The organism is Streptomyces sp. NPDC090994 (genome assembly GCF_044768905.1).
Classification (GTDB): Bacteria; Actinomycetota; Actinomycetes; order Streptomycetales; family Streptomycetaceae; genus Streptomyces.
In genome coordinates, this window is the sequence record NZ_JBIVWS010000006.1 from 166,484 (window position 1) to 180,704 (window position 14,221).

At 70.4% G+C, this 14,221-nt stretch carries 14 protein-coding genes and 1 riboswitch; of the genes, 9 read left to right on the forward strand and 5 right to left on the reverse strand.

What is annotated here, in order from left to right; translation table 11 throughout:
• Positions 1 to 242 precede the first annotated feature (242 nt).
• From ACIQR3_RS15785 to ACIQR3_RS15795, 3 genes are all read left to right on the forward strand, one after another.
• Positions 243 to 1,355 carry a LacI family DNA-binding transcriptional regulator gene (locus ACIQR3_RS15785; protein WP_403538765.1) on the forward strand — a complete coding sequence of 371 codons (1,113 nt, stop codon included), beginning with the start codon at positions 243 to 245 and terminating at the stop codon, positions 1,353 to 1,355.
• A 247-nt stretch (positions 1,356 to 1,602) separates the two neighbouring features.
• Positions 1,603 to 2,694, forward strand: coding sequence for a metallophosphoesterase (locus ACIQR3_RS15790; RefSeq protein ID WP_403538768.1), 1,092 nt, complete (start codon positions 1,603 to 1,605; stop codon positions 2,692 to 2,694).
• 182 nt (positions 2,695 to 2,876) lie between these two features.
• Entirely contained in the window at positions 2,877 to 3,755 is an 879-nt protein-coding gene (locus ACIQR3_RS15795) for a hypothetical protein (protein WP_403538771.1), read from the forward strand.
• Between the two features lie 275 nt (positions 3,756 to 4,030).
• Here ACIQR3_RS15795 and thiC read toward each other — a convergent pair whose 3' ends face one another.
• Positions 4,031 to 5,878, reverse strand: coding sequence for a phosphomethylpyrimidine synthase ThiC (gene thiC, locus ACIQR3_RS15800; RefSeq protein WP_403538773.1), 1,848 nt, complete (start codon positions 5,876 to 5,878; stop codon positions 4,031 to 4,033).
• Positions 5,871 to 6,060, reverse strand: a riboswitch (TPP riboswitch). (Overlaps the previous gene by 8 nt.)
• 72 nt (positions 6,061 to 6,132) lie before the next feature.
• Here thiC and ACIQR3_RS15805 point away from each other — a divergent pair.
• A complete protein-coding gene (locus ACIQR3_RS15805; RefSeq protein ID WP_403538776.1) occupies positions 6,133 to 7,848 on the forward strand; it encodes a YibE/F family protein in 1,716 nt (571 codons plus the stop codon).
• Positions 7,849 to 8,094: 246 nt separating this feature from the next.
• Here ACIQR3_RS15805 and ACIQR3_RS15810 read toward each other — a convergent pair whose 3' ends face one another.
• The 4 genes from ACIQR3_RS15810 to ACIQR3_RS15825 form a co-directional block, all read right to left on the reverse strand.
• Complete coding sequence (locus ACIQR3_RS15810) at positions 8,095 to 8,532, reverse strand: SsgA family sporulation/cell division regulator (protein WP_215169640.1); 438 nt, start codon at positions 8,530 to 8,532, stop codon at positions 8,095 to 8,097.
• A gap of 98 nt (positions 8,533 to 8,630) precedes the next feature.
• Positions 8,631 to 9,356, reverse strand: a complete 726-nt coding sequence (locus ACIQR3_RS15815) for an IclR family transcriptional regulator (protein WP_403539272.1) — start codon at positions 9,354 to 9,356, stop codon at positions 8,631 to 8,633.
• Positions 9,357 to 9,668: 312 nt separating this feature from the next.
• On the reverse strand, positions 9,669 to 9,881 hold the full coding sequence (locus ACIQR3_RS15820; RefSeq protein ID WP_403538779.1) for a DUF5326 family protein: 213 nt from the start codon (positions 9,879 to 9,881) through the stop codon (positions 9,669 to 9,671).
• Between the two features lie 176 nt (positions 9,882 to 10,057).
• Positions 10,058 to 10,375, reverse strand: coding sequence for a cupin domain-containing protein (locus tag ACIQR3_RS15825; RefSeq protein ID WP_403538781.1), 318 nt, complete (start codon positions 10,373 to 10,375; stop codon positions 10,058 to 10,060).
• A gap of 59 nt (positions 10,376 to 10,434) precedes the next feature.
• Between ACIQR3_RS15825 and ACIQR3_RS15830 the strand changes: the two genes are divergently transcribed.
• The 5 genes from ACIQR3_RS15830 (at position 10,435) to ACIQR3_RS15850 (ending at position 14,166) form a co-directional block, all read left to right on the forward strand.
• Complete coding sequence (locus ACIQR3_RS15830) at positions 10,435 to 10,812, forward strand: phage holin family protein (protein WP_215169649.1); 378 nt, start codon at positions 10,435 to 10,437, stop codon at positions 10,810 to 10,812.
• A gap of 4 nt (positions 10,813 to 10,816) precedes the next feature.
• Positions 10,817 to 11,311, forward strand: coding sequence for a low molecular weight protein-tyrosine-phosphatase (locus ACIQR3_RS15835; RefSeq protein ID WP_403538784.1), 495 nt, complete (start codon positions 10,817 to 10,819; stop codon positions 11,309 to 11,311).
• On the forward strand, positions 11,308 to 12,483 hold the full coding sequence (locus ACIQR3_RS15840; protein WP_403538787.1) for a cystathionine gamma-lyase: 1,176 nt from the start codon (positions 11,308 to 11,310) through the stop codon (positions 12,481 to 12,483). The genes ACIQR3_RS15835 and ACIQR3_RS15840 overlap by 4 nt, the downstream gene beginning before the upstream one ends.
• Before the next feature lie 231 nt (positions 12,484 to 12,714).
• On the forward strand, positions 12,715 to 13,620 hold the full coding sequence (locus ACIQR3_RS15845; RefSeq protein ID WP_403538789.1) for a LysR family transcriptional regulator: 906 nt from the start codon (positions 12,715 to 12,717) through the stop codon (positions 13,618 to 13,620).
• Between the two features lie 63 nt (positions 13,621 to 13,683).
• Positions 13,684 to 14,166 (forward strand): NUDIX domain-containing protein, encoded by a 483-nt coding sequence (locus ACIQR3_RS15850; protein WP_403538791.1) that lies wholly within the window; start codon positions 13,684 to 13,686, stop codon positions 14,164 to 14,166.
• Positions 14,167 to 14,221: the final 55 nt, after the last annotated feature.

A 14,221-nucleotide genomic window follows, 5' to 3' on the forward strand; every position in this document is an offset into this window, starting at 1 on the left:
TCTATGCGCCGGTGGCTTGCGCCGTGGCGCGCGTCCCCCGTAGTGGTGAGTTGAGACCTCTTCGCAACATCGCACTCTTGGCAGGCCCACGTGCACCGACACGCTACGTCCGTGGGTAACAAGACGTAACTGACTTACTTTCCAAGGCAGTTGCGCCACTCCGGCCATGCAGAAACGTGCCTGTCAACGCGTGCATATGCGTCCGCCCTACCCCACTCCATGAGCCCTACTATCGGCTCGCCATGACAGCAGCAGGGAAGCACCAGGTGAGCCGCGCGGAAACCTCACGTCGAGGCAGTCGGCCGGGCCGGGCGGGCATCAGAGACGTCGCCGCCGCCGCCGGAGTCTCCATCACGACCGTCTCCGATGCCCTCAACGGCAAGGGCAGGCTCCCGGACGCCACCCGCCGCCATGTCCGCGAGGTCGCCGACCGGCTGGGCTACCGGCCGTCGGCAGCCGCCCGGACACTGCGCACCGGCAAGTCGGGACTCATCGGCCTGACGGTGACGACGTACGGGAATGAACCTTTCACCTTCACGGAGTTCGCGTACTTCGCCGAGATGGCGCGGGCCGCCACGTCGGCCGCGCTGGCCCGCGGCTACGCGCTGGTCATCCTCCCCGCGACCTCCCGGCACGACGTGTGGTCCAACGTCGCCCTGGACGGCACGGTCGTCATCGACCCCTCCGACCAGGACCCGGTCGTCAGCGAACTGGTCCGCCAGGGACTCCCGGTGGTCTCCGACGGCCGCCCGGCCGGGGCGCTCCCGGTCACGGCCTGGGTGGACAACGACCACGAGGCGGCCGTCCTCGGCATCCTCGACCACCTCGCCGACGCCGGCGCCCGCCGCATCGGCCTGCTCACCGGCACCACCACCGACACCTACACCCACCTGTCGACCACCGCCTACCTGCGCTGGTGCGAGCGCGTCGGCCAGGACCCGGTCTACGAGGCCTACCCGGCGCACGACCCGTGCGCGGGCGCCGTCGCCGCCGACCGGCTGCTCGCCCGCCCGGACCGGCCCGACGCCGTCTACGGCCTCTTCGACCCCAACGGCACCGACCTGCTCGCCGCGGCCCGCCGCTACGGGCTGCGCGTCCCCGACGACCTGCTGCTGGTCTGCTGCAGCGAGTCCACCGTGTACGCCAACACCGAGCCGCCCATCACCACGCTGTCGCTCAAGCCGCGCCGGATCGGCACGGCCGTGGTGCAGCTGCTGATCGACGCCATCGAGAGCGTCGAGGCCAACCAACCGGTCGAGCAGGTGATACCGACCGAGCTGATCGTGCGGACTTCCTCACAGCGCCGGCCGCCCCGCACGACCGTCAGCCCGCCGCGCTCACCAGAGGGTCAGTAGGAACCGCGGGAGCGCTCCCCCTTCGGGGCCTGGGACGACGGGGCAGACGGGGCAAGAGGTGACCGTGAGGTGACTGAGGGGCAGGAGAAGAGCGGGCCAATCGGGGCGAAAGCCGCGTCACGACGGGGACCTGTTCCGATTCACCACCCCTGGGTCATCACACAGCGCGATCCGCATTCCTATGATGGGCCCACGACACCGCGGGCCGCTGCGACCAGGCAGTCCGAAGCGGTGCAGATGCGGCGCGATGGTGGAGGGGTCGATGACTCAGGGGGCCGGTCAGGGACCCGAGGTGGAGCGGACGGCGACGTTGCGCGACTTCCGCGTACCCGCGTACGTCCACGAGACCGGTCCGTACGGTCAGGGCGCGCACCCCGGCGACACCGTCCCGGCGCCCGAGACGGCCGCGCCGGACGGGTACACCCCCACCGAGCGCGACCTGCCCGTCATCGACCGGCAGGACCCGGTCCAGGTGGCCGTCGAGCCCGTACCGGCCCCGGCGGTGCCGCCCGCCCCGGGCCCCGGGCCGCTGTACGTCGTGGGTGACGTGCACGGTTATCTCGACGAGCTGGTGGCCGCGCTCCAGGAGCAGCACCTGATCGACGCCGAGGGCCAGTGGTGCGCGGGCACCGCCCGCCTGTGGTTCCTCGGTGACTTCACCGACCGCGGCCCGGACGGCATCGGCGTCATCGACCTGGTGATGCGGCTGTCCGCCGAGGCCGCCGCGGCCGGCGGTTACTGCAAGGCGCTGATGGGCAACCACGAGCTGCTGCTGCTCGGCGCCAAGCGGTTCGGCGACACGCCCGTCAACTCGGGCGCGGGCACCGCCACCTTCCAGGCGGCCTGGCTGCTGAACGGCGGCCAGAAGACCGACATGGACCGTCTCCAGGACCACCATCTGCAGTGGATGGCCCGGCTCGACGCCGTGGAGGAGGTCGACGGCCACCTCCTCGTCCACTCCGACACCACCGCCTACCTCGACTACGGCGGTTCCATCGAAGAGGTCAACGACACCATCCACGACACGCTCACGCGCAACGACGCGGACGAGGTGTGGGACCTGTTCCGCAAGTTCACCAAACGCTTCTCCTTCCGCGACGAGGGCGGCGCCGACGCCGTGCGCTCACTGCTGGACACCTACGGCGGCACCCGCATCGTGCACGGGCACAGCCCCATCCCGTATCTCCTCGGCGAGGTCGGGTCCGAGGACGGCGAGGACGACTCCGGTCCGACGGTCGAAGGACCGCATGTCTACGCCGACGGACTCGCCATCGCGATGGACGGCGGCGTGACCATGGCCGGAAAACTGCTGGTCCAGCAACTGCCGTTGCCCGACTGAGCGTTCCCGGGACGGCCCGGTCCCCGGCGGCGGGCCTCCGGGCCGGCACCCAATTTCTGGAAACCCCCTGTCACCCCGCGGCGTCACCGCTCTACCATCGGCTTATCCGTAGCAGGCTCCCCTCCGTTTCTGCCCGACGGCTCGTTGGCATGCGAGCCCCAAGCCCTACGGAGCATCGGGGGATGCACATGAACAGCGTTCCGCAGCACCTGTTGAACGAGGACCGCCAAGAATACGAGCGGGTTCTCAACGAGGCGCTGCGCTCCGCACCACACCGCCCGGAACTGGCCGCTGTGGGACAGCGGCTCAGCTCGGACCAACTGCGCACCATGGCGCTCAGCGCCACCGCCCTGATCACCGCGGCGGCGGCGACCGAGTACCAGCACTATGTGAAGGTCCGCGAGGAACTGCGTCACCCGGCGTCGTCCGCCTCGCCGTCGTCCGCCCGCGAACCGGGTTCCGCCGAGTCCGGTACGCAGTCGATGGGCCTCGCCGCCACCATGGGCGAGGTCGCCGAGACCGCCGGCGCGGGCGCGGGCGCCGTCATCACGGTCCTGGCACCCGTCCTGACCGGCACCGCCGCCGCGATCTTCCTGCTCGTCGGGTACGTCCTGAAGGTGATCGCGCCGGAGCAGGCGTTCGCCCGGACCATGCTCACCGCCGGCTGGGTGTTCGGCGCCCTGACGGCGATCACCATCCTCGTGGCCGCCGTCGGCCTGCTGACCACCGCGCTGCGCAACCGCCCCTCGGCCGAGGCCTCGGCGTACGGCGAACGCGACGGGGAGGTGAGGCGGGCCAGGGAAGCCTGGCGTACGGCCCTGCTGGAGCAGGGCATCGTGCCGTTCCTGCGGGACGCCCTGGCCGACCCGGCCGCGGCACCGGCAGCGGCGTCCGGCGGTACGGGACCGTCCGCACCGTCCAGCCGTATGCCGCAACTCGGCTACGGGCGTCCCGGTTTCAGCAGCCCCGACGAGGGATCGAGCGCCGGTCCGCGCCCGAGCTATTCGAGCCCGGACTACTCCAGCCCGGACTTCGGCGGCCCGGAACACCGGCCCGAGTGACCACCGGTGTGCGCTCCCCGGCGGGCAGGCCCCGCCCCGGGGGAGCGCACACCGGTGGCGCATCGGACGGCTCCCTGGTGGCCGTCTCTTACTGGCACCCGTCGCCCTGCTGCCCCGGAGCGACCAACCGCGGCTCGACACGGAGCAGCAGGCGAAGGCAGTCGCCTTCCGGAAGCAGGGAGCCGAACGCCGCCAGGATGCCGTCGTCCAGGTCGGAGACCCGGCCGGCGAGGACTGGGTGGCGCCGCTCAGCGTCGGAGCCACCCAGTCGTCTCTCAGTCCGCGATGGGCAGGTAGACCCTGTTGCCCGCCTGCGCGAACTCCTTGGACTTCTGGAGCATCCCCTCCGCGACCTCCTCGGGAGACGCCCCCTCGGCCGCCGCGCCACCGAACCGCTCGGTGATGCTGTGGCTGATCTTCATCGAGCAGAACTTCGGCCCGCACATCGAGCAGAAGTGGGCCGTCTTCGCGGGCTCCGCCGGCAGCGTCTCGTCATGGAACTCCCGTGCCGTGTCCGGGTCGAGGGCGAGGTTGAACTGGTCCTCCCACCGGAACTCGAACCGGGCGTCGGACAGCGCGTCGTCCCATTCCTGCGCACCCGGGTGCCCCTTGGCGAGGTCGGCGGCATGAGCGGCGATCTTGTAGGTGATGACACCGGTCTTGACGTCGTCGCGGTGGGGCAGGCCCAGGTGCTCCTTGGGCGTGACGTAGCAGAGCATGGCCGTGCCCCACCAGGCGATCATCGCGGCGCCGATGCCGGAGGTGATGTGGTCGTAGGCCGGCGCGACGTCGGTGGTCAGCGGGCCGAGCGTATAGAACGGAGCTTCATCGCAGATCTCCTGCTGAAGGTCGATGTTCTCCTTGATCTTGTGCATCGGGACGTGCCCCGGGCCCTCGATCATGGTCTGTACGTCGAAACGCTTCGCGATCCGGTTGAGTTCCCCGAGCGTGCGCAACTCCGCGAACTGCGCCTCGTCGTTGGCGTCCGCGATCGACCCCGGCCGGAGACCGTCGCCGAGCGAGTACGTGACGTCGTAGGCGGCGAGGATCTCGCACAGTTCCTCGAAGTGCTCGTACAGGAACGACTCCTTGTGGTGCGCCAGGCACCACGCCGCCATGATCGAGCCGCCGCGCGAGACGATGCCGGTCTTGCGGTTGGCGGTCAGCGGTACGTACGGCAGGCGCACGCCCGCGTGGACCGTCATGTAGTCCACGCCCTGTTCGGCCTGTTCGATGACCGTGTCCTTGTAGATCTCCCAGGTCAGCTCCTCCGCCCTGCCGTCGACCTTTTCGAGGGCCTGGTAGAGGGGGACCGTGCCGATGGGCACGGGGGAGTTGCGCAGCACCCACTCGCGGGTGGTGTGGATGTTGCGGCCGGTGGAGAGATCCATGACCGTGTCGGCGCCCCAGCGGGTCGCCCAGGTCATCTTCTCGACCTCCTCCTCGATGGAGGAGGTCACCGCCGAGTTGCCGATGTTGGCGTTGACCTTCACCAGGAACCGCTTGCCGATGATCATCGGCTCGATCTCCGGGTGGTTGACGTTGGCCGGCAGGACCGCCCGGCCCGCCGCGATCTCCTCGCGTACGACCTCCGGTGAGACGTTCTCCCGGACGGCCACGTACTCCATCTCGGGGGTGATCTCCCCACGGCGCGCGTACGCGAGCTGCGTCACCGCCTGCCCGCCGCGAGCGCGCCGGGGCTGGCGCGGACGTCCGGGGAAGACCGCGTCCAGGTTGCGCAGTCCGCCGCGCGGAGAGGTGTGCTTGATGCCGTCGTCCTCGGGGCGGACGGGGCGGCCCGTGTACTCCTCGGTGTCGCCACGGGCGATGATCCAGTTCTCGCGCAGCGGGGGCAGCCCACTGCGCACGTCGGTGTCGACCAGCGGATCGGTGTACGGACCCGAGGTGTCGTACAGGGTGACCGACTGACCGTTGGTGAGGTGCACCTGACGGACCGGCACGCGCAGGTCGGGGCGTGATCCCTCGACGTACGCCTTGTGCCAGCCGATGGACTTCCCGGCCTCCGCGGGCTCCTCCTGGGCGGAGTTCTGCGCGAGGTTCTGCGCGGAGTTCTGCGCGAGGTTCTGCGCGGAGGCAGGCGTGCGTGCGTCCTTGTTGGTCATGAGACCTACTCCCTACGCCGGCATTACCCGGTAACAGGTTCGGCGGTCGACGCAGCGGTGTCCGTCCTCCGACGCCTCGTGGGGAACATCACTCGATTTCGGTGATGTTTCCCGTGAAACATCGCTGGGACGGAGGTCAGCGCCCTCTCAGCCCGGTGCTCCGAGCTCCCGCGTGTACAAAAGGTGCCTCCACGCTAGCGTCAATTCGGGCGCGGTGAACAGATGGCCCCCTTCGTTCTTGCGATGATCGGGCCGTGACCACGACGCAGCATCCCCCCTTCCCCCCGCCCGAACCACGCCGCGGACCGGGCACGGGAGACGGTGACGGCAGCCGTTCCCTTCCCGCTGACGGCTCCCGCTCCAGCGACCACGGGCAGGGACAGAGCTCTGGGTGGGAGCAGGGACAGGAACGCGGCCGCGGGCACGTCCAGGGGCATGAGCACGGGCCGGGGCATGAGCACAGGCAGGGGCACAGTCAGGGGCAGGGATACGGGCAGGGGGATGCGAACGCGGGGCCGGGCGGCGGACACGGTCCCGGGAACGGCGGGGGCGGACACGGCCCCTGGGACGGTGGTCATGGTTCCGGCGGCGGACACAGCTCCGGTGGCGGGAACGGCGGGCACGGTCCTGGGAACGGCGGGCACGGTCCCCTCGGCGGCGGGCACGGGCACTCGCACAGTCATGGTCCGGCGGCCCCCGTCTCCCTGCACCTGCGCAAGGTCATCGCGGCGGTCCTGGTCCCCTTCGCCGCCGCTGTCGTCGTAGGGCTCGCCCTGCTGTGGCCGGGCGGGGCTCCGGCGCACGAACGCACCGGGGTGGGGTTCGACCGGCAGACGCAGCAGGCCACGGTCACCAAGGTGCAGGCGATGAGCTGCCAGGAGGTGAACGGCTCCACCATCCCCTCCACCGGCGACACCTCCACCGCGGAGGGCTCCGAGGCGCAGCAGCAGGAGAACGGCACCTGCAAGAAGGCGACGATCCGGGTCGACACCGGCAAGGACAAGGGCCGTACGTTCACCGAGGTCGTGCAGCCCGATCAGTCCCGGCAGCTGAGCCAGGGCCAGGAGGTCGTGGTCTCCTACGAGCCCTCCGCGCCGAAGGACCTGCAGTACTCGGTCTCCGACATCGACCGCGGATTCCCGATGGCTCTGCTCGCCGGGATCTTCGCGCTCGCCGTCGTGGTCGTGGGACGGCTGCGGGGCGTGATGGCGCTGGTCGCACTGGCCATCAGCTTCCTGGTGCTCAACTTCTTCATCCTGCCCGCGATCCTGCAGGGCTCGAACCCGCTGCTCGTGGCCGTGATCGGGTCGAGCGCCATCATGCTGATCGCCCTGTATCTGTGCCACGGGCTGTCGGCCCGTACGTCCGTGGCGGTGCTCGGCACCCTGGTCTCGCTGGTGCTGATCGGCGTCCTCGGTTCGCTCTTCATCGGCTGGGCCGCGCTGACCGGGGACACGGACGACAACACCGGCCTGATCCACGGCCTGTACCCGTCGATCGACATGAGCGGTTTGCTGCTGGCGGGGGTCATCATCGGTTCGCTCGGTGTGCTGGACGACGTGACGGTGACGCAGACGTCGGCGGTCTGGGAGCTGCACGAGGCCAATCCGACGATGGGCCGGCGGGGCCTGTACCGCGCGGGCATCCGGATCGGCCGGGACCACATCGCGTCCGTCGTCAACACGCTCGTCCTCGCCTACGCGGGTGCCGCCCTGCCGTTGCTGCTGCTGTTCTCCATCGCGCAGAGCAGCGTCGGCTCGGTGGCCAACAGCGAGCTGGTGGCGGAGGAGATCGTGCGCACGCTGGTCGGCTCGATCGGCCTGGTGGCGTCGGTACCGGTGACGACGGCTCTCGCCGCGCTGGTCGTCTCGGCCGACCGACCGGGCCCCGGCGAGGCTCCTGCGGGTGCCGCCCCGGGGGCCGCCCCGGCCGCGGCCCGCGGGGGGCGGGGCCGCCGCCGTAAGCGGTAGCGCTGCCGTAAGCGGTCGCGCTGCCGCGGGACCGGTGAGCGCCGGAAGCACCGGCGGTGCCTCGACCGTGACGGCGTACCGGGAAGGCTCCGGACCGCTCCGGTCCGCTCCGGTCCGCTCCGGTCCGCTCCGGTCCGCTCCGGTCCGCTCCGGTCCGCTCCGGCGAAGGCCCCGCAGGATCGTTCCGGCACGGTAGCCACCGTCCGGCGAAGCGTTACGCCACCTCCACGAGGCCGCCGGAACGCCTCAGCCCGCGCTCTGTTCCTCGGCCAGGATGCGGTCCAGCGCCTCGTCCAGGTGAGCGTCGAAGTCGGCGAGCATCCCCTCCTGGCCCAGCGGCACCAGCTTGTCGGTGCGGTCGAGGAAGGCCACGAGCGGTGCCGCCGAGGAGCGGAACAGAGCCTGGTCGGCACCGACCTGAAGGCGGATCAGCACCTCGGTCAGCGGCTCGGGGTCGACGGGCGAGATGCGCACGTCACCGTCACCGCAGGGCCGGCCCACCCCGTCGATCAACAGCTCACGCCCGAAGGCCCAGGTCACCGGGGCGTCACCGGGCAGGTGGAAGGTCAGTCGCACGGCGTAGGGATCGCTGGTCTCGTAGCGCAGCTCCACCGGGATACGGAAGGACAGCTCCTCGGAGACGAGAAAGCTCATCATGACCTCTGCCTGTACGGACTCACGCATCGCATACCCCGTCATTCGCCGTCGACTGGCCGGGAATCAACCTCTAACACTGGTGGCATCTTGCTGAACGTACACACCAGATCACAAGGAGTTAGTTTTCACATACTGATAGAGGGCGAAAGCGACCCCAGGATTCGCCCCACCTCGCCCTGCAACTGACGCAGCGCGGGCAGCAGCCGGTCGGCCTGGCGCACGGGCAGGGAGATGGCCACGGTCGCCGCCGTACTGCCGACGGTGAGCGGGATCGCCCCGCACACCGTGCCCAGCGCGTACTCCTGGTACTCGGTCACCGGCTCGGTCCGGCCCACCCGCTCCAGCCGCTTCAGCAGGCTGTGCTCGTCGCGCACGGTGTACCGGGTGACGGGCCGCACCGGATGGCGGTCGAGGTGGTCCCGACGGGCCGCCTCGTCCAGCTGAGCCAGCAGGCACTGCCCGATGGCGTGCGCGTGCGCCGTCTCACGGAAGTCCGCCCATTCCTCGACCGCGGGAGCGCCCGGGGTGTCGGCGACGCACACGATGTCGACCTCCCCGTCGCGGTACATCGCGTAGTACACGGGGGCGCCGATCGTCTCGCTCAGCCCCGCGAGGGCCTCCGCCAGCGCGCTGCGACGTTTCTGCTGCGTTCCGCTGCTGCTCAGTCGCTCGGACGCCTCCCCGAGGAAGAACAGACCCTTGTCGCGGCGCAGATAACCCTCGTGCACCAGGGTGCGCAACAGGTGGTACGCCGTGGGCAGCGCCAGCCCGGTCTCCCGGGCCAGTTGCTTGGCGGGGGCGCCGTACCGGTGCCCGGCCACGCACTCCAGCAGGCGCAGCGCCCGCTGCACGGAGCCGATGAGGGTCCCGGAGGGAGGGTCCGGGGCCGGGGCGTCCGCGGTGGGTGCCGTGGAGCGGGGCTGTGCGGGGAGCGCGGGCGGATGGACTGGTGCGGTGTCAGCCGTGGCCAAGGGTCACTCCCGGAGCGAGGGGGCAGCCGTTGCGGGGAACACGGGTGGGGGTGTACGCCGCTGCGGGGTCGCCCCCGCCTGGAGTTCCGGACTTTAACCGCCTGTCACCGCTCGCAGGCGGCCTGCCCGGGAAATGTCCCTCGCGCGAGGGAACCGGCGGTTTCTGTTACCCCCACCGGTGCCCCGCCGGCCTCACCAGTCGCTCCGCGAGGAGGAGTTCGACATGAACTTGCGGACGATGTAGATCAGTCCGCCGACCAGGGCCACGAAGACCAGCACCTTGAAGAGCAGCCCGATCACGAAGGTGGCCACGCTGACGATCATGCCGCCGAACACGACCAGGGCGATGACCGGCACCGCGATCCACTTCACCCACCACGGCAGTCCCGTGAAGATCTCACGCATCGCCCTCGTCCTCGTCTCTCCCGTTCCCGGGAATCGCCCGGTGTCCGGGAATCCTGATGTCCTGCCCTCGATGCTAGGCGGCGGGTGTCCGGTACGGGTGCCCGGCAGCCCTTGTCCTTCCCTGACCGATCCCCTAGGGAATCCGGAGACCGCGCCAGGCATCCGGGCCGTCCGGGTCAGCCCTCGGGCGGCGAGAAGACCACCAGCACCCTGAGGTCCTCGCTGATGTGGTGGAACTTGTGGGCGACCCCGGCCGGCACGTACACCACGCTGCCGCGGGCCACCTCGGTCGTCTCCATGCCGACGGTGATCGCGGCCCGGCCGCTGACGACGAAGTACACCTCGTCCTGCGCGTGCGGCTGCTGCGGGTCGGAGGTGCCGGCGTCGAGCGCGTACAGCCCGACCGACATGTTCCGCTCCCGCAGGAATTGCAGGTAGGCACCGTCGTTGGCGACGCGTTCCGCCTCCAGTTCGTCCAGCCGGAATGCCTTCATCGCCTCGTCCGCTCCTGCTTCACCATGGGGTGCCGATCGTGTCTGCCACGATCAGACACATGAAGAATTTCGTAGTCAAGACGATCGCCAACGCGGCGGCCCTGGCGGTCGCGGTATGGCTCATCGACAAGATCACACTGACCGGGGGCGGCACCGGCGAGAAGACCGCCACGCTGATCCTCGTCGCCCTGGTCTTCGGCCTGGTGAACCTTCTGGTGAAGCCGATCGTCCAGGTGCTGACGTTTCCGTTGTTCGTCCTGACCCTCGGCCTGTTCACCCTGGTGGTGAACGCGCTGATGCTGTTGCTCACCTCATGGCTGGCCGACGCGCTCGATCTCAGCTTCCATGTGGAGGGGTTCTGGACCGCCGTCCTCGGCGGACTGATCATCTCGATCGTCTCCTGGGCCCTGAACATGGTCCTGCCCGACAAGGACTGACCCCATGACCTACCGCGTCTGTTTCGTCTGCAGCGGCAACATCTGCCGCTCACCGATGGCCGAGGCCGTCTTCCACGCGCGCGTGGCGGACGCCGGGCTCGACGGCCTGGTCGAGGCCGACAGCGCCGGCACCGGCGGCTGGCACGAGGGCGAGGGCGCGGACCCGCGCACCCTGGACGTCCTGGCGGCCGGCGGTTACGCCCTCGACCACACGGCCCGGCAGTTCCACGCCTCCTGGTTCTCCCGCCTGCACCTCGTCATCGCCCTCGACTCCGGCCACCTCAGGGCGCTGCGCCGGCTGGCGCCCACCGAGCGGGACGCGGCCAAGGTGCGCCTGCTGCGGTCCTACGATCCCACCGCCGACGCCGACGACCTCGACGTGCCCGACCCGTACTACGGGGGCATGGACGGCTTCGAGGAGTGCCTTGAGATGGTGGAGGCGGCGAGCGACGGCCTGCTCGCCGCCGTACGTGAGCAAGTGGAAGGACAGGCGGCATGAACGATTCCGCTATCCAGGGGCACGATTCCGCGGAGGCAGCGCTTCCGCAGGACGCGGGTGACGGCACGCGCGCCGTGCGCGCCGGGCTGCCCGAGCCGGTCAAACACGAGCCGACCCTGCCCGGTCCGGTGTTCGCCGCGCACTTCCATCTGCCGGGCGACCCCACGGGTCCGTACACGTACGGCCGCGACGAGAACCCCACCTGGACGCTGCTGGAGCGTGCCATCGGAGGGCTGGAGGCACCGGGGCGCGACGACGTGGAGACGCTCGTGTTCGCCTCCGGCATGGCGGCGATCTCCTCGGTGCTCTTCTCGCAGCTGCGCGCCGGCGACGCGGTCGTGCTGCCGAACGACGGCTACCAGGCGCTGCCCCTGGTGCGCGCGCAGCTGGAGGCGTACGGCATCGAGGTGCGCACCGCGCCGACCGGCGGGGACGCCCAGCTCGACGTGGTGGACGGGGCGAAACTGCTGTGGATCGAGTCGCCCTCCAACCCCGGCCTGGACGTCTGCGACATCCGGCGGCTCGCCGAGGCGGCACGCGCGCGTGGCGCACTGGTCGCGGTCGACAACACCCTCGCCACACCGCTGGGGCAGCGCCCGCTGGAACTGGGCGCCGACTTCGTGGTGGCCAGTGGCACCAAGCAGCTCACCGGCCACGGTGACATCCTCCTCGGGTACGTGGCCGGCCGCGGCGGCGAGGCCATGACCGCGGTACGGCGCTGGCGCAAGATCGTCGGTGCGATCCCCGGACCCATGGAGGCGTGGCTCGCCCACCGTTCGCTCGCCACCCTCCAGCTGCGCGCCGACCGGCAGAACGCCACCGCGCTCAAGGTCGCCGAGGTCCTGCGGACCCGCCCTGAGGTCACCGGGCTGCGGTACCCGGGGCTGCCCGACGACCCGTCGCACGAGATCGCCTCGCGGCAGATGCGCCGCTATGGGTGCGTCGTCTCCTTCACGCTGCCCACGCGCGCGCGTGCCGATCGCTTCCTGGAGGCGCTGCGCCTGGTGGACGACGCGACGAGCTTCGGCGGCCTGCGGTCCACCGCGGAGCGGCGCGGGCGGTGGGGCGGCGACGCGGTGCCGGAGGGCTTTGTCCGCTTGTCGGTCGGTGCCGAGGACCCGGAGGACCTGGTGGCCGATCTGCTGCGGGCACTGGACGCGTCGGCGGACTGACCTGACCGCGTCCCCCGGCAGGGCGGGCGTTTCCTGGCAGGTCGGGCGGTCCGAGCCTCCCCCCTCGTGGCTCGGACCGCCCTCGGTTCCGCGCGCGAAGAACCGCGTGCACAAGGCTAGTTGACTCTGTGTCAGTGTCCAATCACAGTAGCGACAGGGTCCTATCGACATATTTATAGTTGGGCGGTGCCGAGGGGGTCGGGGGAAAGGCGGAAGAGGGGAAGGGTTTTCGTGGATCTGGCCTTGCTGCGGACGTTCGTGACGGTGCACCGGGCTGGTTCCTTCACCCGTGCCGCCGCTCTGCTCGGCCTCTCCCAGCCCGCCGTCACCTCCCAGATCCGCACGCTGGAGCGGCAACTGGGCCGGCCGCTGTTCCTGCGCCAGGCCCGCGGCGTGACCCCCACGACCATCGGCGACGAACTGGCGCACAAAGCCGCGCCCCACCTCGACGCCCTGGTCGAGATAGCCGAGACCGGCCTCGACGACGAGTCGTCCTTACGGACGCTGCATCTGGCCGGGCCCCCTGAGTTCACCGCCGAACGGGCCCTGCCCGCGCTCACGGAGCTCACCGGCGAGGACAGCCAGGGTTTCGCCCTACGCGCCTCCTTCGGCAACGCGGACGAGACGCTGGAGGGCTTGGCCGCCGGACATCATGATCTGGCCATCAGTACGGCCCGTCCGCGCGGCGCTCTGCTCACGGCGACTCCGCTCTGCGACGAGGAGCACGTCCTGGTCGCCGCTCCTCGCTGGGCCAAGCAGATCGGTGCCGCACAGCGGGCCGGCGCCGGAGCGTCCGCGCTGGAACGCGTCCCCGTGGTCGAGGTGCACGAGTCGCTGCCCTTCGTGGCCCGTTACTGGGCCTCCGTCTTCGACGCGTGCCCGACCACCCCGGGGACGATCATCGTCCCCGATCTGCGGGCGGTGCTCGCCTGCTCCGTCGCCGGTGCCGGGCTGGCGGTACTGCCCCGTTACCTCGGCGCCGAGGCGCTGAAGCGCGGCGACCTGGTCTGCCTGCACGACCCGGCGGTGCCGCCGCTGAGGACGTACTTCCTGGCGGTGCGCACCGGCACACTGGCGATGCCGCACATCGCACGGGCCCATGAGTGGCTGTTGCAGGCCGCTGCCGACTGGGACTGAGCACGCCCGTCCGGGGACGTTCCACGATGTTTCACGTGGAACCAACCGGGCCACATTTCCCCCATGACCGACCGACCCGTGGTCAAGCGCACCGCCCGTGCCGTGCTCCTGGACGGCGCCGACCTGATCCTGATCAAGCGCACCAAGCCCGGTGTGGATCCTTACTGGATCACCCCCGGCGGTGGAGTCGAGCCGGGGGACTCGACCGTCGTCGACGCGCTGCACCGCGAGGTGCACGAGGAACTCGGTGCCAAGATCACCGATGTGGTCCCCTGTTTCGTGGACACGGTGGAACACATCGGCGAGGACGCCGACACGACGGGTGTGAAGGTGCAGCACTTCTTCGTCTGCCGTCTGGAGTCCATGGACCCGGCCCAGCGGCATGGCCCCGAGGTCGAGGAGCCGGCCGGCGAGTACGAGATCGTCCGGGTGCCGTTCACCCGGGTCGGTATCGCCTCGGTCCATCTCGTCCCGCTGTCGCTGCGGCACTATCTGGACGGCAACATCGAGGGGGTACGGGCCCTGCACGCCCGTGACCTGGGCTGAGACCGAGGCGCTCAAGGTGCGGCGGACGAGGAGGGCGTCCAGCGACGCTCTGCCC

Bases quoted from the DNA above. Each gene is read 5' to 3' on its own strand.
- ACIQR3_RS15795 (WP_403538771.1), top strand. From the start codon at position 2,877: ATGCACATGAACAGCGTTCCGCAGCACCTGTTGAACGAGGACCGCCAA.
- ACIQR3_RS15790 (WP_403538768.1), top strand. From the start codon at position 1,603: ATGGTGGAGGGGTCGATGACTCAGGGGGCCGGTCAGGGACCCGAGGTG.
- ACIQR3_RS15785 (WP_403538765.1), top strand. From the start codon at position 243: ATGACAGCAGCAGGGAAGCACCAGGTGAGCCGCGCGGAAACCTCACGT.
- ACIQR3_RS15820 (WP_403538779.1), bottom strand. From the start codon at position 9,881: ATGCGTGAGATCTTCACGGGACTGCCGTGGTGGGTGAAGTGGATCGCG.
- ACIQR3_RS15850 (WP_403538791.1), top strand. From the start codon at position 13,684: ATGACCGACCGACCCGTGGTCAAGCGCACCGCCCGTGCCGTGCTCCTG.
- thiC (WP_403538773.1), bottom strand. From the start codon at position 5,878: ATGACCAACAAGGACGCACGCACGCCTGCCTCCGCGCAGAACCTCGCG.
- ACIQR3_RS15825 (WP_403538781.1), bottom strand. From the start codon at position 10,375: ATGAAGGCATTCCGGCTGGACGAACTGGAGGCGGAACGCGTCGCCAAC.
- ACIQR3_RS15835 (WP_403538784.1), top strand. From the start codon at position 10,817: ATGACCTACCGCGTCTGTTTCGTCTGCAGCGGCAACATCTGCCGCTCA.
- ACIQR3_RS15830 (WP_215169649.1), top strand. From the start codon at position 10,435: ATGAAGAATTTCGTAGTCAAGACGATCGCCAACGCGGCGGCCCTGGCG.
- ACIQR3_RS15810 (WP_215169640.1), bottom strand. From the start codon at position 8,532: ATGCGTGAGTCCGTACAGGCAGAGGTCATGATGAGCTTTCTCGTCTCC.
- ACIQR3_RS15840 (WP_403538787.1), top strand. From the start codon at position 11,308: ATGAACGATTCCGCTATCCAGGGGCACGATTCCGCGGAGGCAGCGCTT.